General features: G+C 72.7%; 16 protein-coding genes. 9 read left to right on the plus strand and 7 right to left on the minus strand.

The features are described 5' to 3' along the window. The first annotated feature begins 6 nt into the window (after positions 1-6). From AB0I79_RS16680 to AB0I79_RS16700, 5 genes are all read left to right on the plus strand, one after another. Positions 7-249 carry a hypothetical protein gene (locus AB0I79_RS16680; RefSeq protein ID WP_357873142.1) on the plus strand — a complete coding sequence of 81 codons (243 nt, stop codon included), beginning with the start codon at positions 7-9 and terminating at the stop codon, positions 247-249. Positions 250-401: 152 nt separating this feature from the next. Next, positions 402-1,922 (plus strand): hypothetical protein, encoded by a 1,521-nt coding sequence (locus tag AB0I79_RS16685; protein WP_357873144.1) that lies wholly within the window; start codon positions 402-404, stop codon positions 1,920-1,922. 3 nt (positions 1,923-1,925) lie between these two features. Beyond that, the gene (locus AB0I79_RS16690) at positions 1,926-5,291 is read left to right on the plus strand and encodes a hypothetical protein (RefSeq protein ID WP_357873146.1); all 3,366 of its coding nucleotides are present in this window, start codon (positions 1,926-1,928) and stop codon (positions 5,289-5,291) included. Between the two features lie 116 nt (positions 5,292-5,407). After that, positions 5,408-6,544, plus strand: coding sequence for a hypothetical protein (locus AB0I79_RS16695; RefSeq protein WP_357873148.1), 1,137 nt, complete (start codon positions 5,408-5,410; stop codon positions 6,542-6,544). Between the two features lie 96 nt (positions 6,545-6,640). Beyond that, the gene (locus AB0I79_RS16700; RefSeq protein WP_357873151.1) at positions 6,641-7,450 is read left to right on the plus strand and encodes a hypothetical protein; all 810 of its coding nucleotides are present in this window, start codon (positions 6,641-6,643) and stop codon (positions 7,448-7,450) included. A gap of 70 nt (positions 7,451-7,520) precedes the next feature. Here AB0I79_RS16700 and AB0I79_RS16705 read toward each other — a convergent pair whose 3' ends face one another. The 5 genes from AB0I79_RS16705 to AB0I79_RS16725 all read right to left on the minus strand — a co-directional run bounded on the left by AB0I79_RS16705 (position 7,521) and on the right by AB0I79_RS16725 (position 11,954). Continuing rightward, on the minus strand, positions 7,521-8,246 hold the full coding sequence (locus AB0I79_RS16705) for a DUF4097 family beta strand repeat-containing protein (RefSeq protein WP_357873155.1): 726 nt from the start codon (positions 8,244-8,246) through the stop codon (positions 7,521-7,523). Positions 8,247-8,339: 93 nt separating this feature from the next. Continuing rightward, positions 8,340-9,179 (minus strand): LLM class flavin-dependent oxidoreductase, encoded by an 840-nt coding sequence (locus AB0I79_RS16710; RefSeq protein ID WP_357873157.1) that lies wholly within the window; start codon positions 9,177-9,179, stop codon positions 8,340-8,342. Continuing rightward, the gene (locus AB0I79_RS16715; protein WP_357873159.1) at positions 9,176-10,006 is read right to left on the minus strand and encodes a GNAT family N-acetyltransferase; all 831 of its coding nucleotides are present in this window, start codon (positions 10,004-10,006) and stop codon (positions 9,176-9,178) included. The genes AB0I79_RS16710 and AB0I79_RS16715 overlap by 4 nt, the downstream gene beginning before the upstream one ends. A gap of 120 nt (positions 10,007-10,126) precedes the next feature. After that, positions 10,127-10,474 carry an STAS domain-containing protein gene (locus tag AB0I79_RS16720; protein WP_357873163.1) on the minus strand — a complete coding sequence of 116 codons (348 nt, stop codon included), beginning with the start codon at positions 10,472-10,474 and terminating at the stop codon, positions 10,127-10,129. Between the two features lie 34 nt (positions 10,475-10,508). Further along, positions 10,509-11,954 carry an LCP family protein gene (locus tag AB0I79_RS16725; RefSeq protein WP_357873166.1) on the minus strand — a complete coding sequence of 482 codons (1,446 nt, stop codon included), beginning with the start codon at positions 11,952-11,954 and terminating at the stop codon, positions 10,509-10,511. Positions 11,955-12,035: 81 nt separating this feature from the next. Here AB0I79_RS16725 and AB0I79_RS16730 point away from each other — a divergent pair, with 81 nt between their 5' ends. After that, positions 12,036-13,052 carry a glycosyltransferase family 2 protein gene (locus AB0I79_RS16730; protein WP_357873168.1) on the plus strand — a complete coding sequence of 339 codons (1,017 nt, stop codon included), beginning with the start codon at positions 12,036-12,038 and terminating at the stop codon, positions 13,050-13,052. A 51-nt stretch (positions 13,053-13,103) separates the two neighbouring features. On the opposite strand, the gene AB0I79_RS16735 is transcribed toward AB0I79_RS16730, so the two are convergent. Both AB0I79_RS16735 and AB0I79_RS16740 read right to left on the minus strand, forming a co-directional pair. Next, on the minus strand, positions 13,104-14,840 hold the full coding sequence (locus AB0I79_RS16735) for a CDP-glycerol glycerophosphotransferase family protein (protein ID WP_357873170.1): 1,737 nt from the start codon (positions 14,838-14,840) through the stop codon (positions 13,104-13,106). A gap of 26 nt (positions 14,841-14,866) precedes the next feature. Continuing rightward, positions 14,867-16,132 (minus strand): bifunctional cytidylyltransferase/SDR family oxidoreductase, encoded by a 1,266-nt coding sequence (locus AB0I79_RS16740; RefSeq protein ID WP_357873172.1) that lies wholly within the window; start codon positions 16,130-16,132, stop codon positions 14,867-14,869. A 112-nt stretch (positions 16,133-16,244) separates the two neighbouring features. Here AB0I79_RS16740 and AB0I79_RS16745 point away from each other — a divergent pair, with 112 nt between their 5' ends. The 3 genes from AB0I79_RS16745 to AB0I79_RS16755 all read left to right on the plus strand — a co-directional run bounded on the left by AB0I79_RS16745 (position 16,245) and on the right by AB0I79_RS16755 (position 19,098). Then, positions 16,245-17,666, plus strand: coding sequence for a CDP-alcohol phosphatidyltransferase family protein (locus AB0I79_RS16745; RefSeq protein ID WP_357873174.1), 1,422 nt, complete (start codon positions 16,245-16,247; stop codon positions 17,664-17,666). 11 nt (positions 17,667-17,677) lie between these two features. Beyond that, complete coding sequence (locus AB0I79_RS16750) at positions 17,678-18,286, plus strand: DUF5941 domain-containing protein (protein WP_357873176.1); 609 nt, start codon at positions 17,678-17,680, stop codon at positions 18,284-18,286. A 77-nt stretch (positions 18,287-18,363) separates the two neighbouring features. Further along, the gene (locus AB0I79_RS16755) at positions 18,364-19,098 is read left to right on the plus strand and encodes a phosphocholine cytidylyltransferase family protein (RefSeq protein WP_357873179.1); all 735 of its coding nucleotides are present in this window, start codon (positions 18,364-18,366) and stop codon (positions 19,096-19,098) included. Positions 19,099-19,118 lie beyond the last annotated feature (20 nt).

Raw genomic sequence — 19,118 nt, forward strand, 5'->3', positions numbered from 1 at the left:
ACCCAGGTGCTGTACGTCGCCGCCGACGGGCTGCTCCGAGCGGAGCCGATGAGGAGCTCCGAGGGCCCGCTGGCAGCGGCGGGCCTCAACGGCGACGGCATCTCCGACCTCAGCCGGGACGGGCGGGTGGACGTGGTGGCCGGCGTCTTCGGCGCTGACCAGGTACACGTGTTCGACGGGAAGGCCAGGCTGGTGCTGGCTCCGGAGGACGATCGGCCAGGTTCCGCGTTCGGCTTCCCGCTCCTGTGACACCGCCCCCTATCTGACACCGCCCGCTGTCTGACGCTGCTCTCCGGCGGGCGCCGCTTCCCGGCCGGGAAAAGTGACTGGCGCGAACGGGCCCGCTGCGGCATCATGACGTCCATGATCTCCTACGGGAAGGGCGGCCACCGCCCCAGCCGGTGAACCCCGGCGCGAGGAAGCTGAGCACCGGAGACGAGCTCACCTTCCTGGCACACGCGATCTCCATGTCCTCGCTGCACGGCCCCGGGCCCTGGCCGCCGCATGCCATGGACCTGCCCGACGAGCCCCCTCGCCAGGACGACGGCAAGCCGTACATGCCCTCCGTCGTCATGGACGGCGTCCGCACCCACCACTTCGGCTTCGCCCCCGACCTCGGCATCGTCCAGGAGGTCGCCGATCTCCTGCAGGAGCGGGCTCCGTACGAGAGGCTGCACGACCGCCTCGCGGAGGCCCGCGCGCTGGAGTTCTGCGACGACCTGGTACGCGAGCTGGCGCGCAGGGAGCTGAGCAGGCGGCAGGTCCACGAGGCCGGCCGGTGGCTGGCCGAGCACGGCACGCGCCGCGAGGCCGTCAAGATCGGCATCGTGCTCGTCGGCGCGTCCGGCGACGAGCGGGACCGCGAGCTGCTGCTCCTGCTCGGCGCGCTGGAGGAGCTCACCCTGTACGCGGTCGTCGCCCTGCGGCGCACCCAGCCGGCCCAGGAAGGGGATCGGGCGGTGTTCGAGCTGGCCCGGCGCGTGACCGCCTGGGGCCGCATCCACGCCGTGGAACGCCTCGAAGGCAGCGACGACCCCGAGGTCAAGGCGTGGCTGCTGCGCGAGGGCTTCCGCAACGGCGTCATGGACGAGTACCTGGCGCCGCTCGCCGCCACGACCGGCGACCTGTACTCCGCGCTCCTCGACCCTGAACCGGACGAGGCGCTGGTGGACGGCGCGGGCGGCATCCTGACCGCGCTGATCCGCGGCGAGGGCGGCCCCACCACGGGCATCAGCGCGTACGGCGAGGCGGTGCCGGCCCTGGCCCGCTACGCCGACCTGGTCGCGGCCAGGCAGGCCACGCTCCAGCGCCTCGACCACCTCCTGACCATCCGCCGCCACCTGCGGGAACCTCCCGAGCACTGGCTCCCCGGCGACGTGGCGGCGCTGCGGCGCCGCTTCGCGGACGTGCTCCGGCAACCGCGCTGGGCCGAGGCTGCGCTGGCGGGCGTGGCGGACCCCGAGGGTGCGGACTTCTCGCGGGCCCAGCGCTGCGCGTCCGAGCTGGGCCTGCCGATCCTGCCGCAGGTCGTGGCCCGGCTCAGGACGGACCCGGGCGACGGCTTCGCCTGGCACGGCCTGGCCCGCCTGGCCGAGCCGGAGGCGCTGGCCGCGCTCGCCGAGGAACTGCTGCCGCTGGACGACCTGGCCAACGGGCCGGGCGACCGGCTCATCGGTGATGGCCACGAGCAGGCGCTGGAGAGGGTGGTCACGGAGCTGGAGCCGCATCCGGGTCTGGGCCTGCCGCTCATCCGGGCGGCGCTGCGCAACCGGGGCGTACGGGTCCGCCGGTGCGCGATGCGGGCCCTGCGGGCGTGGCCGGAGCCGCCGGAGGAGGCCGTCGCGTGGGTGCGGGCGGCGCACGCCGTGGAGCCGGACGGGGAGCTCCGCGACGACATGCACGGCTTTCTGGACCAGGGGTGAAAGATGCGATCTCAGGAACTGCTCGACGAGGTGGAGCCGCTGTCCCACGGGCAGCGCTGCCGTCGCCTGGCCGACCACGCCCGCGAGCTGTCCGCGCGCTCAAAGCTGCCCGCACGGTCCGAGCTGACCGCCCTGCTGGAGGAGCTGGCCGAGGGCGGCCCGTACGAGCGTTTGCTCGCCGTACGCCTGGCCGTGATGGCGAAGGACCTCCCGCACCTCACCCGCGCCCTGGCCGACCCCGATCCCGACATCTCCGGGTTCGCGATCGCCCAGGCCGTCAAGCTCGGCGCCCCCGACGACACCATCCTCGCCCTCGCCCGCACCGCCCCCATGCACCACCGCATGACCGCCTACCGCGCCATCAGGCGCAACCGCCGCGCCGACCTGGCCGAGCTCCTGATCGACGAGGTACGCGAGCGGTGGGGCGACCGCGAGGCGGCGGGCCTGCTCGCGGCCTGCCGGACCGAGGCGGTCGCCGCCAGGCTGGCCGGCCTCGCCCACGCGGTGCCCAACTGGGCGGCGCTGGCCAGGAAGCACCCGCTTCTCGTGCTCGACCACGCCGAGCAGGTGCTGGACGGCCTGACCCAGGATCTGCGCAACACCTGGTGGCCGGCCCTGATCCCCGGCGTGGAGGCCGCCGCCCGGCACGCCCCCGTGCGGGTGATCGCGCTGCTGGAGCGCCACTGGACACCCAGGCCCTGGCGCTGCGCGGGGCGGCTCCTGGACGCCGACCCGGCCCGCACGCTGGCCATCTACCTGGCCCCCGGCCGGCAGCCGCAGCTCGCCGCGCTGCTCGGGCGGGCGAGCGTGCGGCGGCGGCTGTCCGCGCTCACCGACGAGCGGCTGGGCGAGCTCGGCAGGGCGGTACGCGAGCAGCCCGGCGCGCTGCCCGACCTGCTGCGATCGCTGCCGCCCGCCCGCAGGGACGCGGTGTTCACCGCGACGATGCAGGGCGTCGACCTCTCCCGGCAGGTCCACTCGGAGGAGCTGCTGGACGTGCTCCCGCTGCGCCGCCGCGTCGCCGAGGCCCGCCGCATGCTCGGGCTCCGCGCCGTCGCCGAGGACGAGCCGCGCACGCTGGAGATCACGTCCTTCCTCCCGTACGACGAGGCCGAGCCGGTGCTGCGTGCCGTCACCCGCCGCTCCGACTCCCAGGAGCGCGCCGGCGGTTACGTCAACCTGATCGCCTGCGCGGGCCGCAGCCGCGACCCCGAGGTCCTCACCCGGCTGACGGACGCCCTCACCCGCCTGCGCAACGAGCAGGAGCCGGTGCGCGGCGCGGCCGTCACGGCCTTGGCCGGGATCCCCGGCCGGCTCTTCCGGCCCGCGCACCTGCCCTTCCTCGACGAGCTCGTCGAGGACGCGCTGGCGGCCCGCGACTGCTCGTACCGCACCCAGCGCGCCATCGGCCGCCTGGCCGCCTCGGTCTTCGAGCAGGGGGCGACGAGGCAGGACACGGCCCTGCTGGAGTTCGGCATGCGGACGTTCGAGCGGGTGACCGAGCACGTGGGCACGGCCACGCTCAGCCACCTCTGGGAGGTGTTGCGGCGCGGCCAGGAGGTCGAGCTGGTCCGCAGGCTGGCCCCGTACCTGGAGGCGGCGGCCGGCCATGACCGGCACCAACTCGCCTTCCTGCTCGCCACGGGACTCGGCCGGCGCGGGCACGAGCTGCCCGAGCTGCGGCGGGCGCTGGAACGCGCGCTGGACGCCGTCGAGGGGGCGGAGGCGATCGAGGCCGTCGAGTACTGGCTGGAGCCGCCGCGGACCAGGGGTGAGCGGGTGGCGAGGCTGCTGGCGGCCGATCCGTCCGTGGTGAACCTGGACGTGGTGTTCGAGGTGCTGGCGTGGCAGCGTACCGACCTGCTGGAGGTCGCGCTCGGCCCGCGGGATCCGGAGGGGCGGTTCGCCAGGAGCGGCACGCGCCGCGTGCACCGCGCGCCCCGCCGGGCGGTGCTGCGCTGGACGGTCAGGCAGCGTGAGGCGTACCTGGGGCTGCTGGAGCGGGTCGCGCGGGACACCACGCTGCCCGTGTGGGAGCGCGCGCAGGCCGTGCGGAGGATGGGCGGGGTGCCCGGGGTCGGGGCCGGGCGGTTGCGGCCGTACGTGATGCCGGGGGAGGCCGTGGTGCGGCGGGCCGCGCTGACCGCGCTGCCGTGGACGGCGTCGCCGCAGGACGTGCTGGGCGAGCTGCTCGCGCACGCGGGTGGGGACGACGCGCACGTCGCGGTGTACGGGGCGGCGCGGGCGGCCAGGTTCGCGCGGCCGGCGGAGCTGACGGTGGCGCTGGAGCCGGTGCTGGCCGGCGGCAAGGTCACCGCGCGCAAGGAGTCCGTCCGGCTGCTGGCCCGGCACCGCGCGCCCGGCGCGATGGGCGTGCTGCGGCGGTTGTGGGACGCGCCGGGCCAGCACAAGGACGTCCGGGCGGCGGTCGTGTCGGCCGCCACGGAGCTGCTCGCCGAGCCGGCGGCCTGGGAGTTGCTCAGGGAGGCGGTCGCGGCGGTGGAGGACGTGGCCGCCCCGGTGCTGGGGCCGCATCCGCTGAGCCTGCCGGAGCGGTGGCGGCCGGCGTACGGGGAGCTGATCGCCGCCGCGACCCGGTCGAGCGGCCTGAGGACCCGGGTCGAGGCCATCCGGGCGCTGCCTGGCTGGGGTCCCTACGTGCCGGGGGCCGCGGAGCGGCTGGCCGAGATCGTCCGCGACCTCGGCGAGACCGCCGAGTGGCGGGCCGCGGCCCGCGGGCTGGTGGAGGTGGCGTGCTCGGGGAACGGGGTGGCGGAGCTGCGGCGCACCGTGCGCGCGCTCGCCGCCGCGCCCGACGGCCCGGACGCCGGGGCCGAGCGCGACCGCCCGGCCGCCCAGCGGCTCGCGGCCATCGTGCTGGGCCTGCGCCTCGACCTCCAGCCAGGCCCGGGCCCGCGCATGAACCGGCGCGTCGATCCGGACCCCGGCCCGTGCCACGTCGTGGACCTGGAGTCGGCGCGGAAGGCCGCGCGGGCGGTCGTGGCCGACCTGCCTGCCGGCCTGGCGGCCGAGCTGCTGGCCGCCACCGTGGACTGGGAGCACGGCTCCGAGCGGGACGACCTGGCCCGGCTGCTCGGGACGATCCCCGGGGTGCTGGCCGCCGTCGAGGTGGGCAAGCTGCTCGCGGAGTCGGCCCAGGACGTGCCGGCGGAGCGGTTGCTGCCGCACGCGCGGTGGCTGGCGGAGCAGGGCGAGGCGGGCGCGCTGGTGGCCGTCGCGCTGGCCGAGTCGTCCGCCATCAGGGCGGGCTGGGGCGAGCCGTGGCGCGAGCTGCTGCGACGGGTACGGGCGAGCGGCTACCGCGAGGCGGCGTACCAGGCGCACCGGGTCAGGACGGCCATGGAGTGAATGGCGGAGGGTTCGGCACCACTTCACTGGCAGTTCAGGAAATTGTCAGATATCAGCATGATGTCGGTATAACGTCGGCTTTTGATCACTGAACGCCGAAGACGGGTTACCGCACCATGCGCAAGGTCCTGACGCTCACCCTCGCCGCCACCTCCGCCCTCTCCCTCCTCGCCGCCACCCCGGCAGGCGCCGCCGACCGTCCCCGCGACCTCCCGCCGGAGATCGACGGCGGCGCCTGGACGGCCGGTCACGTCCAGGGCATGGCCATCGACCAGCGCAAGGGGTACATGTACTTCTCCTTCACCAACCTCCTCGTCAAGACCGACCTCCAGGGCAAGCTCATCGGCTCCGTGACCGGCTTCACCGGCCACCTGGGCGACCTCGACTTCAACTCCCAGGACGGCCGCGTGTACGGCTCGCTGGAGTACAAGGAGCAGGAGTCGTTCTACATCGCGATCTTCGATGTGGACCGCATCACCGCGCCCGACATGGACGCCCAGACCACCGACGTGGTCAAGACCGTGTACCTGAAGGAGGTCGTCGCCGACTACGTGGCCGACATGAACGGGGACGGCACGTTCGACGGCAACGTCGGCAACACCCCCGACCACCGCTACGGCTGCAGCGGCATCGACGGTGTCTCGTTCGGCCCCGAGTTCGGCAAGAAGCACGGCAAGCAGAAACTGACCGTCGCCTACGGCATCTACGCCAACACCACCCGGCAGGACAACGACCACCAGGTCCTGCTCCAGTACGACATCCAGCAGTGGAAGAAGTACGAGCGCCCGCTCACCGAGAGCGCCCCGCACCGGAGCGGCCCCGAGCGGGTGGACGGCAAGTACTTCGCCTACACCGGCAACACCACCTACGGCGTGCAGAACCTCCAGTACGACGAGCACACCGGCAACTGGATGATGGCCGTCTACAAGGGCACCAAGCCGCAGTTCCCCAACTACACCTTCTTCATGGTGGACGGCGGCGCGCGCCCCAGGACGGGCGAGCTCGCCGGCCAGCCGCAGGCCGAGCGCGGCAAGCTCCTCACGCTGGCGCCCGGCGGGCTCGAGGACGCGGCGACGGGGGTCAGGGGCTGGCAGTTCACCGGCGAGTACGGGCTGGTCTCGCTCGGCGGCGGCCGCTACTACGTGGCCAAGGCCGGCAAGGTCACGGAGGACGGCGTCTCCAAGCACACCGGCCAGGCCCAGCTCTACCGCTGGACCGGCCAGTCCCCGACGCCCTTCGAGCGCATCGGCTGACGCCGCCGCGACCATGACAGGCCGCCTGCGGCCGGTCAGCAAGGGCTGTTAAGGTCGTGCCCCTTGAACGAGTGAAGATTCCTGCATGGGAGGGTCATGCGGACCACGGGGAAGATCGCGATCGTCACGTCCGTGCTGGCCGGGGCCGCCGTTCCGACGGCGGCCACGGCGCAGGCGGCGCCGGCCTGGGCCGCCTACCACGACCTGAGCGCGAGCCAGAGCGTCGCCCGGGTGAAGCAGCTCAAGGACCAGGGCTACCGGCCGATCACGGTCAACGTCTCGGACGGGGAGCGGTACGCCGCCGTCTGGGTCAAGGGCGGCTCGTCCGGCCAGTGGGGCATCTGGCAGGGCATGTCGGCCGACGGGTTCCAGCAGCGGTTCGACGCCGGGCTGAAGGAGGGGGCGCAGCCGACCTCCGTCTCGGCCACCGGGCCGGCCGACTCGCCCGTGTTCACCGCCGTCTTCGAGAAGAAGTCCGGGGCGTTCCTGGCCAAGGCCGGCCTCACCCCGGCCGGCTTCGCCGCCGCCAACAAGGAGGCGGCCGACAAGAGGCTCGCGCTGACCTCGGTGGACGCGTACGGCACGCCGGACGACATCCGTTACGTCGGCGTGTGGAGCGCAGGCGGCGGCGGTGCCTGGCAGTACACCTACGGCAAGTCGCTCAAGCAGCACGAGGCCGAGGTCTACGCCAAGAAGGAGAAGGGCTTCCGGCCGGTCAAGATCTCCGTGGCGCCCGACGGGACGTACGCGGCGGTGTGGCGCAAGGACCGGGTCAAGTCCTGGGCCCACTACGTGGACATGAGCGCTTCGGGGTACCAGAAGCGCTTCGACGACCTCAAGGCCAAGGGGCTGGCGCCGGTGCAGGTCAACGCGGAGAACGGCAAGTACGCCGCCATCTGGCAGTAGACGTGTGGACGTCACGGGCGGACGGCGCCGCCAGGCCACCGGGCAGCGGCGCCGCATGCCGCCCGCGCCGTCATCTCTTCAGGATCCGGACGTCGCCGGTCGTGCTGCTGGCCGTGATCCGCCGCTTGCCCTCCCGGTCGTTCTCGACCTCCGAGCGCGTGCTCCCGTCCGTGCTCCTGGCCGTCACCGCGTACGTGCCCGAGGGGACCCTCGCCGTCACCCTGCCATCGCGTGAGCGCAGGTCGAGGGTGGCCGGCGGAGCGGCGAACGCCACGTCGATCGTCCCGTCCGCGGTGCGGCAGCGCACGTACTCCGACTTCAGCCCCTCGGCCTCGATCGAGCCGTCGCTGTGCAGCCGCAGCCGCCCCGAGGCGCCCGTGACCTGGATGCGCTCCCGGCTCTTCGCCGCCACGTCCTGGGTGAGGCCGTCGAGGACGAGACCGTCCATCACGTCGATCGAGAGGCGGACGCCGGGCGGGACCTTGACGTGGTAGCGGGCCCCGCAGTCGCCGAAGACCATGTTGCAGCCGGCGCTCAGGCGCAGGGTGCCGTCCCGGAGGGACCAGGCGGGGGCGTCGGCCGCCTTGCCGCGCACCCACCGGTCCACCTGTACGGCGCCGCCGGTGCCCTGGAGGACGCGGACGCCGCCCAGGGAGGCGTCGATCTTCAGATCGGTCCCGGTGAAGGGGAACGACTGGGCGGCGTGGACCTCTTCGGCTGCCAGGTCCACGCCGCAACCGGTGCTCGCTGCCGCCAGGAGCGCCGCGCATGCTGCGAATGCCGCAATCTGCCTCATGGCCATGATCGTGGCCGAGCGCGCCGTCCCGGCCATCGACCGTCCGGCCGAATCGGCATCGGCCATTCGGCCGGACTCGGGGGACGGCGACGGCTACAGCGCCGACAGCAGCGCGTTCACCTGCCCCAGCGGGTCGGCCCCGATCGGGCGCACCGCCACCGACGTGGCCCCGGCCGCCCACAGGCTCCTGACGTGCGCCGCGGCCTCCTCAGCGGTGCCGGACGCCATCGCCACGTCCTCGGGCGGCACCCCCAGGAACCCCGCCTGCCCGGCCACCATCGCCCGCGCCTCTTCCTCGCTGCCGGCCCCGAGGCGCAGGAACGTGAACACGACCAGCTCGTGGTCCTGCCCGGCCCCGATCGTCTCGATGATCCCGGGCACCTGGTCGGGGCCCACGCCCTCGGGCACGATCGTCCCCTGGGCCACGCGCCCCGACAGCGCCAGCGAGCGCGGCCGCTTCACCCCGGCCAGCACGGGCGGCGGCTCGGCCGGCGGGTGCACCAGCGACACGCCGTCCAGGTGGACCTCCTTGCCGTGCAGGGTGACGGTCTCGCCGCGCAGCAGCGCGCTCACCGCGGTGATCGTCTCCTCCAGCAGGGCGAGCGGCGAGGACGGGGCGGCGCCCACCTGCCGCATCCAGTCCTGCACGCCGTGCCCGATCCCGGCGGCCAGCCGCCCCGGGTGCACCCGCGCCAGGTTGCCCAGCTCCATCGCCAGCAGCATCGGGTTGCGCAGCGGCGCGGGGGCGATGCCGAGGCCGACACGCAGCCGGGAGGTGACGGCGAGCGCCGTGGCGGCCGAGGTGAGGCCGCCCGTCCAGCCCAGGTCCTCCACCACCCACAGGTCGTCGACGGACGTCTCGTCGAGCGCTCTCGCGAACGGGACGAGCTGCTCGGGTGGCAGCCCCCGGTCGAACATGACGCCGAGTCTCACGATGCCCTCCAGTAGTAGCGGAACAACCGGCCGGTCTCCGAGTATCCAGCACGCAGGAAGGCGTTGGCGGTGGGGACGTTCGCGACGTCGGTGGCGGCCACGACGCGCTGCAGGCCGGCCTCGGCGAGCGTGCGGGTGCCCCGGGCCAGCAGGTCGTCGACGTAGCCGTGGCCGCGGTGCTCGGGCACCACGCCGATGTAGGCGATCGAGTGGTCGTCGGGCGCCACCAGCCCGACGGGGGAGTCGCCGAGGTAGCCGATGACGAACCAGTTCGGCTTGGCCTTACGGCTCATCAGGTCGTCGTACATCCATCGGGCCTCCTTCTCCGCGCCCGACGTGGCCACCTCCACCTGCGTGTCGTGATCGAGCGAGCCCTCGGAGACGCGGACGAGGAGGTCGATCACCTCGGCGGGGTCCATGCGGCGCGCGGGACGGTACGTCAGCCTGCCCGGATCCTCGGGGACGTCGCTCACGGCCACCCACTCCAGCAGCAGCCGCTCCACCTCCATGACGAACCCGGCCTCGACGAGCGCCTCGTGCTCGACCGCGCGATCGACGGCGGGATCGAGCCCCGGCTGGAGCGAGATGTCGTGGATCACCTTGGTCAGGCCCATCGCGCCGAGGCTGCGGCGCAGCAGGCCGCCGGCGGCGACGGGGTCGGGGCCGGGGGCGAACTGCCAGACGATCGCCGGCTCCGAGCCGGGGAAGGGCGCCCAGTAGGCCAGGCGGGCCTGCCCTTCCGCGAAGCACCACTCAGGCCGCGTCCTGCCCTCGTCGAAGGCGGTGCGCAGCTGGGAGCGCCCAGGCTCGGGGAACTGGTCGAACAACGTGAAAGCCTCCGCACCTCAGGGGGCTCTCCCGCGACTCGGAGAAGGGTCGTGGAGAGGCGTGCCCAACATGACATGACCATGTTCTCGCACACCTCTTACCGGTTCACCCGCTACCGCTCAGGCGGCGCTCTCCAGCGCGGCCCGCGCCTCGGTGAGGGAATGGCTCGTCTCGAAATGCCGGTCGAGGTTCGTGATCGTCAGCAAATGGCGGATCATTCCGGGCGCGAGGACCAGAATCATGCGCCCGTGCAGGTCCTGGATGTGGTTGAGCGTGGCCACCAGCACGCCGAGCCCGACGGAGTCGCAGAACGGCACCTCGGTGAGGTCCACGACCACGTTGAGGGGATCGGCCGCCGCCAATGCCTGTTCCAGCTCCGCCCGCAACCGGGGCGCGCCTGCAACGTCGAGATCGCCTACGACGTGCAGAACCGTACAGGGCCCCTCCCGCCAGTGCCTGACCACCATGGGCCTCACCTGCCCGACACCCAGATAATTATGCCTATTTCTTACATATGTTCTGCATTGCCGTTTTGGTGGTTGGTGTAACACTCGGTTTCGCAGTTGGGGTGCCGGTGGACTTCTGCTGCTGCACTTTCGGCTGGTCGCTGCCCAGGATCAGCTCGATGCCGTCGAGCTCCGCCTTCCGCAGCTCCGCACCGGGAATGGCGGCGGCGACGACTTTCGCCTGCGCCTCGAAAGCCTCGCCGTAACGGATGAAGGTCTGCTTGTAGTCCTTCTTCGAGGTGTTTCCCGGCTTGCCCGGCACCTTGAAACCGTAGGCGACCAGCGCCTCCTTCGTGCGCGCCCCCAGGCCCGTGATCAGCGTGCCGTTCTTGACCTCCAGCGTGATCTGGCCGGGCGCGATCGCCGACGGCTTGGGGGAGGCCGAGGCCAAGGCGGACGGCGTGGGCGCGGCAGGGTCCTGGTCCGCGTCGATCTTGGTGAACAGGTCGCGCGCCGCCTGCTTGTCCCACAGCACCGCCGACTCGCCCGTGGGGGTCTTGAAGTCGACGTCGGCCAACGGCACCTCGGCGAACTTCACGTCCGTCAGCGAGACGTCCCGCATCTGCGTGGCCAGCCCGAGCAGCCCGTCGTCAGGGTCGACCTTCACCGTGCTCAGCGTCGAGTTGACGAACGAGGCCAGCTTGGCCGGGTTGGCCAGCGTGTCGGCGCTCAGCGCCCGGTTGAGCAGCGCCGAGATGACCTGCTGCTGCCGGTCGATGCGGTCGAGGTCGGAGCGGGCGGTGGCGCGGGTACGGGCGTAGCCCAGCGCCTGCACGCCGTCGAGCTGGTGGGTGCCGGCCGGCAGGTTGAGCGCGATCTTGGTGTCGTTGATGGGCACGGGCGTGCAGACGGTGACCCCGCCGAGGGAGTCGACGACGTCGATGAAGCCCAGGATGTTGACCTCGATGTAGCGGTTGATCTGGAGCCCGGTGGCCGCCTCCACGGTCTGCTTGGCCAGCTTCGGCCCGCCGAACTGGTACGCGGAGTTGATCTTGTGGTCGCCCCTGCCCGGGATCGTCGTCCAGGTGTCGCGCGGCAGGCTCACCACCGTGACCTTGCTGTGGTCCTCCGACAGGTGGATGACCATCATCGTGTCGGTGCGCTGGCCGCTCTCGCGGCCCAGCTTGAGCCGGTTCTGCTGCTGGCGGGTGAGGTCGTCGCGCTTGTCCACGCCGACCAGCAGGATGTTCTCGGCGCCCCGGGACGCGGGCGCGGTCACCCCGGCGTCGACCGTGCCGATCTGGCGCGGGGTCGCCCACACCACGCCCGTGGTGATCAGCACGCCGGTGGACAGGAGACCGGCGACCAGCACGTTGCGGCGGCGGGCCTTGGCACTCCTGCGCGGCGGCCGCCGAGTGCGGACGGGTGTCGTCAGCTTGACGTCACCGTAGGCGTCTCCGCCCACGAGCACACCGCCGTCCTCCTCGTCCGGGTCGCGCATCCCGTCCCCCTCTTGTCACCCCGGAGGATCGGCCTTTCGATTGCCCTCCTCCCACGGTCGTACAGTAGCGTGAGCCCCGCCATGAAGCAGTTCCCCGACTCGCCGCACGCGCCCGCACAGACGCGCGGCTGGCCCCCCATCTCCGTCGTCATGCCGGTCCTCAACGAGGAGCGGCACCTCCGCGAGGCCGTCGAGATGGTCCTCGCCCAGAGCTACCCCGGTGAGATCGAGGTCGTCCTCGCCGTGGGTCCGTCCCAGGACCGCACCCAGGAGGTCGCCGACGCCATCGCGGCGGCCGACCGGCGGGTGACGGTGGTGCCCAACCCGACGGGCCGCACCCCCAACGCGCTCAACGCGGCCATCGCCGCCTCCCGCAACGACATCGTCGCCAGGGTCGACGGGCACGCCATGCTGCCCTCCGACTACCTGCGCGTGGCCGTCGAGACGCTGGCCGAGACCGGCGCCGACAACGTGGGAGGCATCATGGCGGCCGAAGGGATCACCCCCTTCGAGCAGGCCGTCGCGTGCGCCATGACCTCCAAGATCGGCGTCGGCGCCGCCGCGTTCCACGTGGGCGGCACGGCCGGGCCGGCCGACACCGTCTACCTCGGTGTCTTCCGCCGGTCGGCGCTCGACCGCGTGGGCGGCTACGACGAGCACTTCCAGCGGGCCCAGGACTGGGAGATGAACCACCGCATCCGCCAGACGGGCGGGCTCGTGTGGTTCCAGCCGCGCATGCGGGTCTCCTACCGGCCGAGGCCCAACGTGAAGGCGCTGGCCAAGCAGTACTTCCACTACGGCCGCTGGCGGCGGGTGGTCGCGCGCACCCACGAGGGCACGATCAACCTGCGTTACCTCGCGCCCCCGGCCGCCGTGCTCGCCATGCTGCTCGGGCTGGTCGTCTCGCCGTTCTTCCCGCTCGCGCTGATCGTGCCCGGCGGGTACGCCGTGGCCATCGTCGCCGGCTCGGCGCTGACCGGCGGCGGGCTGCCGGCGAGCGCCAAGCTGCGGCTGCCGCTGGTGTACGCCACCATGCACTGCTCGTGGGGCTGGGGCTTCCTCACCAGCCCGAAGAAGCTGGCCCGGCCGCCGCGCTGACCCCGTCCTCCCGTCCCCGCACCCCGCCGTACCCCGGCGGGGTGCTACAGCTCATCCTCCGGAGAAGACCCGCTCCACGGCCGCGTTGAAACGCGTCATCGCGTCCGGGTACTCCGGCCCGAACAGGTAGCTCCTGAGCTTCACCCGGGCCCTGGCCAGCGTGTCCTCCCCGTCCAGGAACTCCGCCAGCCCCGACAGGTCCTCGCCCAGCAGCACCCCCGCCTCCGTGCTCGGATAACGCTCGTGGAAGGCGCGCTCGGGCAGCCCCGCCACGTTCGTCACCGCGTACGGCTTCTCGCTGGCCAGGAAGTCGGCCACCACGCTGGAGATGTCGCTGATCAGCAGGTCGCACTCGTTGAAGCAGTCGTACAGGTGCGGCTCGGGGCCGGTGACGACCAGGTGCCTGATGTGCGGCGCCGCGCCGGCGGGCCTGGAGGGGTGGCGGGCCTTCGACTTGGCCAGCTCCGCCGCCTCGATCATGGCGACGATCTTCCTGTGGGCCCGGGTGGCGCTCTTGTCGCGGTGCCCGGTGAGCGGGTGCGGCTTGTAGATCACGCGCAGCGGGGGCCGGTGGTCGAGGAGGGCGCGGACGATGCGCGGGCCCATGGTGATCAGCGAGGTGTGGAACAGGTCGTCGTTCCAGCCCTCCCAGGTGGGCGCGTACAGGACGGTCCGGTACGGCCGCCCCGGCCCCTCCGTCGAGATGCCCTGGAGCTGGGGCCGGCCGACCTCGTGGATGTTCTCGTCCCTGACGCCCACCTTGGCCCGGCGGTAGCGGTCGCGGCCGGCGGGCCCCGCCACCCACACCTCGTCGTAGACCCGCGAGAACGGGTTGAACGAGGCCTCCTTGTCGCTGTCGCCGTGGTTGAGGAACGCGCTGCGCAGGGTCGGGATGCGCAGCATGTGCACGTTCCTGCCGACGTTGGCGACGTACAGGCAGAGCTTGGCCCCGGCCAGGGCGCGGAAGCTCATCAGGTCGGCCGACGACGGGATGCACACCATCGGCAGGCTGGTGGACTCCAGGTGCCTGGCCATGCCGCGCTCGCGCAGCACGACGATGGCGCGCCGGGGCATGCGTTCGAGGGTGGGCAGCCACATCCTGGCCTGGTAGGCGGCGGCCGTGGCGCCGGAGAAGTACAGGATCACCTCGGGGCGGTACTTCTCGACCTGCTCGCCCACGACCTCCAGCACCCTGGCCCGGTCGGTGAGCGGCCTGGCGCGGCGCACGTACGGGATGAGCGCGAGCGCCCCCGCCAGGCCCGCCGCGAGCGCCACCGCCGCGCCGGCCGTGGCCGGTACGGCGCCCAGGACGGACCCGAGCACCGGCAGCGCGTCCAGGCAGAGGAACGGCACGCTGCCGGCGTCACGCAGCGGCCCCGGCGGCATCCTGGGGATGCGCAGCGCGGAGACGTCGAGGTTGCGGGTGGTCACCGGCATCCTGCTGAGCATCTGGCGCAGCCGCAGCGCCAGCCCCGTGTGCAGGGCCCGCACCGCGTGGATCGCCAGCATCCCGGCCGCCAGCGCCGCGAACCACGGCAGCTCGGCCCCCGCCGTGCGCGCGACCAGGAGCAGCGCCATGGTCTCCCGGGCCGCGAAGCGCAGCGTGATCCCGAGGTGCACCTTGCCGAGCAGCTCGGGCAGCGGGCGGGCTGCGCGCGGGGCCGCGTACTCGACGAGGTACGAGGCCGCCGCCACCGCCCCGAACAGCGCCGGCGCCGGCCACAGCGCCGCCACCAGCAGCGCAGGGTAGCAGCCGAGCAGCGCAGCGATCACGATGAGTCTCCTCATGTGATCGCACGGTAACAACCCCCAGGTCAAGTGCCGTCCACGCGGGCGTCTATGACTTGCCCTGATAGGTCGGAGATGAGGATGTCCAGGGAGGTCTGCGTGACCACGAGCGGAGAGGCTCCGGTATTGAGGCAGTTGACCCGGATGCCGTCGGCGGCCCATTCGCGGGCCAGCGCCCGGGTCAGCCCGGCCACGGCCGCCGCGCCCGACTCGTGCAGGGCGCCGGAGCCGGGCGGGACCTGCAACAGCAGGCTGCCGCGCAGGTGCGGGCGGGCGGCGCGGGCGACGTTGAGCGCGCCCAGGTGGCCGGCGCCCACCGCGTCGGCGACGGTCTCGCCGCTCGCCCGCGCCAGGTCGCCGGCGTGGCCCGCGCCCGCCACCAGCACCACGTGATCGGCCCCGCCCACGTCGTCGAGCGCCTTGGCCACCGAGCCGAAGTCCTCCACGCGCACGCCGCCGGCACGGGTCAGGACGTGCACCGTGGCGCCGTGCCCGGCGGCCTCCCGCGCGAGCTCGCAGTCGCCCAGCAGGACGATCACCTGCCCGGCCAGCGCGGCCCTGTCGCCCGCCGGCACCGGCCGGGGCAGCCGGAAGAGCAGGTCCGCGATGTGCAGGTCGGCCGGGTGGGTCACCTTGATGTTGCGCTCGCTGCCCTGGACCAGGTGGATCGGAACCTCGGGCAGGTAGCGCAGCACCACCCCGCAGTCGTCGGTGGCGGGCAGCCCGGCGAAGCCCGGGTCGGCCATCGCCCGCTCGTACGCCTCCCGGATCACCGAGAGCCGGAAACACTGCGGGGTCTGGCTGCGCCGAAGCCGCGACCGGTCGAGCACCTCGCCGATCGACCCCTCGGGCGTCGCCACGAGGACCGTGTCGGAGCTCGGGATCGCCACGTTGACGGCCTCGTGGGTCTCCAGCGCCCGGACACATTCCGTGATGATCCGGGGCTCCAGGAGGGGCCGTACAGCGTCGTGCAACAGCACGTTGCACTCCTCCGCGCCGAGCGCCGCCAGCGCCCGCCACGTGCTCTCCGTACGGCTGGAACCGCCGTCCACCACCTTGCTGACCTTGCGATACCCGCCACGGGTCACGATCTCGCGCACCCGGTCGGCGTACCCGGGCGTCATCAGCACCACGATCCCGTCGATCTCGGGGGCGGCCTCGAACACCGCGAGCGAATGCTCGATGATCGTCCTGCCCGCGACCTCGATGAGCTGCTTGGGCGTGCCGAGCCCGACCCGCTGCCCCACCCCGCCCGCGAGGAGCACTCCTACCGACCGCAGCCGTGAATCCATACCGGCAGCGTAACGGTGCTGTTCCGTGATATCGCGTTGACCTGTCGCTACGCTGTGTCTACGCACCCCCCGAGACCGTGTGCTCCACCCCGACCGGGAGGAGACCTGAGCTTTGCCCGACTCATTGACCCGCGAGAGCACGACCACGTCGGTCGTGCTGCTCGCCACGACGCCCGCGTGCAGGCTCCTCAGCGGTGACGGCACGCTCCTCGACCGCCTCGGCGATCAGCTCGCCACGCTGCCCGTGCGCGAGGTCCAGGTGATGTCCGCCGCCGGCGGCGGCCTCGCCGCCGACCTGCGCGGCTTCGCCAAGATCGCGCGCACCGCCACGGGCGCCGTCGCCGTGCTGCCCGCCGACCTGGTGATCCACACCGAGGCGCTGGCCGTGCTGCTGGAGCACCCGGCGCGCAGCACCGCCGCGCTGATCTCGCACGACGCCACCGCCGGGCCGCTGCGCCCGCCCGTACGCGTGGAAGGCGGCCGGATCGTCGCGGCGGGCAGCTCCTTCCACCTCGTCCCCGAGGCGAACGCCACCTTCAGGGGCGTGCTGCAGGCGGGCGAGTCCGACCTGGCCTCGCTCGCGGACATCGCCGAGGAGCTGGCCGAGCTGGCCGACGCCGGCAAGCTCGGCCCCGTCACCCCCGTCGAGGCGGTGGACCTGCTGCTGGTCGGGCTGGTCAGGTCGGGCGTGACCGTGCGCGCCTCCGGCATCGGGCTGCTGCACGCCGACCGCGTGACCGGCCAGAACGCCGCCGACGCCGCCCTGGCCAGGCTGTCCGAGGTGGACGAGGCCAAGGTCAGGCTCGACGCCTCCGTGAAGGAGGACGACGGCTTCTTCGCCACGTTCTTCGTCTCCTCCTGGACCCGCTACCTGATCAAGCCCTGCGTGCGCCTCAAGCTCACTCCCAACACGGTCACCGGCATCTCGGCCGGGCTGGCCCTGCTGGCGGCCGTCTGGTTCTCGGCGGGCACCGAGGGCGGGCGGCTGGCCGGGGCGGGGCTGCTGTACCTGTCGTTCGCGCTCGACTGCCTCGACGGGCAGCTCGCCCGCTACACGCGCACGTTCTCCCCGCTGGGGGCCTGGGCCGACGGCATGTCCGACCGGCTCAAGGAGTACGCCGTCTACGTCGGCCTGGCCTTCGGCTCCGCCGCCGGCGACATCTGGTACCTGGCGGTGGCCGCGATGGTGCTGCAGGTCGTCAGGCACGCCATCGACTACACGTACGCGGGCGCCGTCGCCGACGCCGCCCGCATCGGCTCCATGTGGGGCAGGCCCGCGCGGTCCCTGCTGGAGTCGCAGGACGTGCGCCGCGCCCCCGGCGGCGTGCTCAAGCTCGCCCAGCGGCTCGAACGCGACACGATCGCCCGCTACCTGAAGAAGATGATCGTGCTGCCCATCGGGGAGCGCATGGCCCTGATCGCCGTCACCGCCGCCCTCTGGGACACCCGGGTCACGTTCCTGGCGCTGCTCGGCTGGGGCGGCGTGGCGGCGTTCTACCAGCTCGCCGGACGGATCGCGAGGTCGGCAAGGTGATTTCGGTCCACATGACACCCGTTCCGAACAGCACGGTCGTGGCCTACCGCGACGACGGGCCGCTCTCGCGCGCCATGGGGCTGCTCGTGGCCGGGCAGCTCCCGCCGCTGCCGCCGGTGATCGCCGGCACGTTCGTCACCGGCGTGCTGCTGCTGCTCGGCGTGGCGGGGACCGACGGGCTCGCGGTGTTCGCCCCGGCCGTGACGCTGCTGCTGGCCGGACCGGGGAGCACGCATCCGCACGACGGCAGGTTCGACTGGCTCGTGCCGCCGATCCTGCGGCTCATCGAGTACACCTTCATCGCGGCCGTCGGGTTCGCCCACGAGGTGCACCCCCTGGTGATCTTCATGCTGCTCGGAGCGCTAGGGTTTCACCATTACGATCTGGTCTACCGGTTGCGCCAGCGCGTCTACCCGCCGTCGTGGCTGGCCACGCTGGGGCTCGGCTGGGACGGGCGGATGATGGTGGTCTCGCTGGTCGCGCTGTCGGGCTGGCTGACCGGGGGTTACGCGCTGCTCGCGGTCTACCTGTGGGGGCTGTTCGGCTGGGAGAGCCTGACGTGCTGGCTCGCCGCGCCCCGATCCGGGGTGGAAGCGACCGATATGGGAACGCAAGACTAACGCCGGATTACCCGCACGGGGGCCAAAGACGAATACTCTTTGGGCCATCGGAGTCATGCTCGACTGAGGAGTGCACGTTGCTGGGAATGGTTCTGGCCGCTGGGGCCGGACGACGCCTGCGGCCGTACACCGACACGCTGCCCAAGGCGCTCGTGCCGGTCGACGGCGAGACCACGATCATGGACATCTCGCTGCGGAATCTCGCCGAGGTGGGCCTGAGGGACGTCGTGGTCGTCGTCGGTTACGCGGCGCAGGCCGTACACGAGCGCAAGGACGCCCTTGAGGAGCGCCACGGCGTCAAGCTCACCCTCGTGCACAACGACAAGGCCGAGGAGTGGAACAACGCCTACTCCCTGTGGTGCGCGCGCGAGTACTTCGCCCAGGGCGCGCTCCTGGTCAACGGCGACACCGTGCACCCGGTCTCGATCGAGAAGACGCTGCTGGCCGCCCCCGAGACCAGCGACATCCTGCTCGCGGTCGACGACGTCAAGAAGCTGGCCGACGAGGAGATGAAGGTCACGCTCACGCCCGAGGGCTCGCTGCGCCGCATCACCAAGCTGATGGACCCGGCGCAGGCCTACGGCGAGTACATCGGCGCCACCCTCATCAGGCCGGGCGCGGCCGGCCGGCTGGCCGACGCGCTCAAGGCCACGTTCGAGCGCGACCCGCAGCTCTACTACGAGGACGGTTACCAGGAGATGGTCGACCGCGGCGAGGTCATCCACGCCGCGCCCATCGGAGAGGTCGACTGGGTCGAGGTGGACAACCACGACGACCTGGCCAAGGCCCGCGCCATAGCCGTTCACTACTGAGGGGGCGCGGATGCCGCTTC

The sequence above is a fragment of the Nonomuraea sp. NPDC050202 genome, assembly GCF_040656115.1.
Taxonomy (GTDB): Bacteria; Actinomycetota; Actinomycetes; order Streptosporangiales; family Streptosporangiaceae; genus Nonomuraea.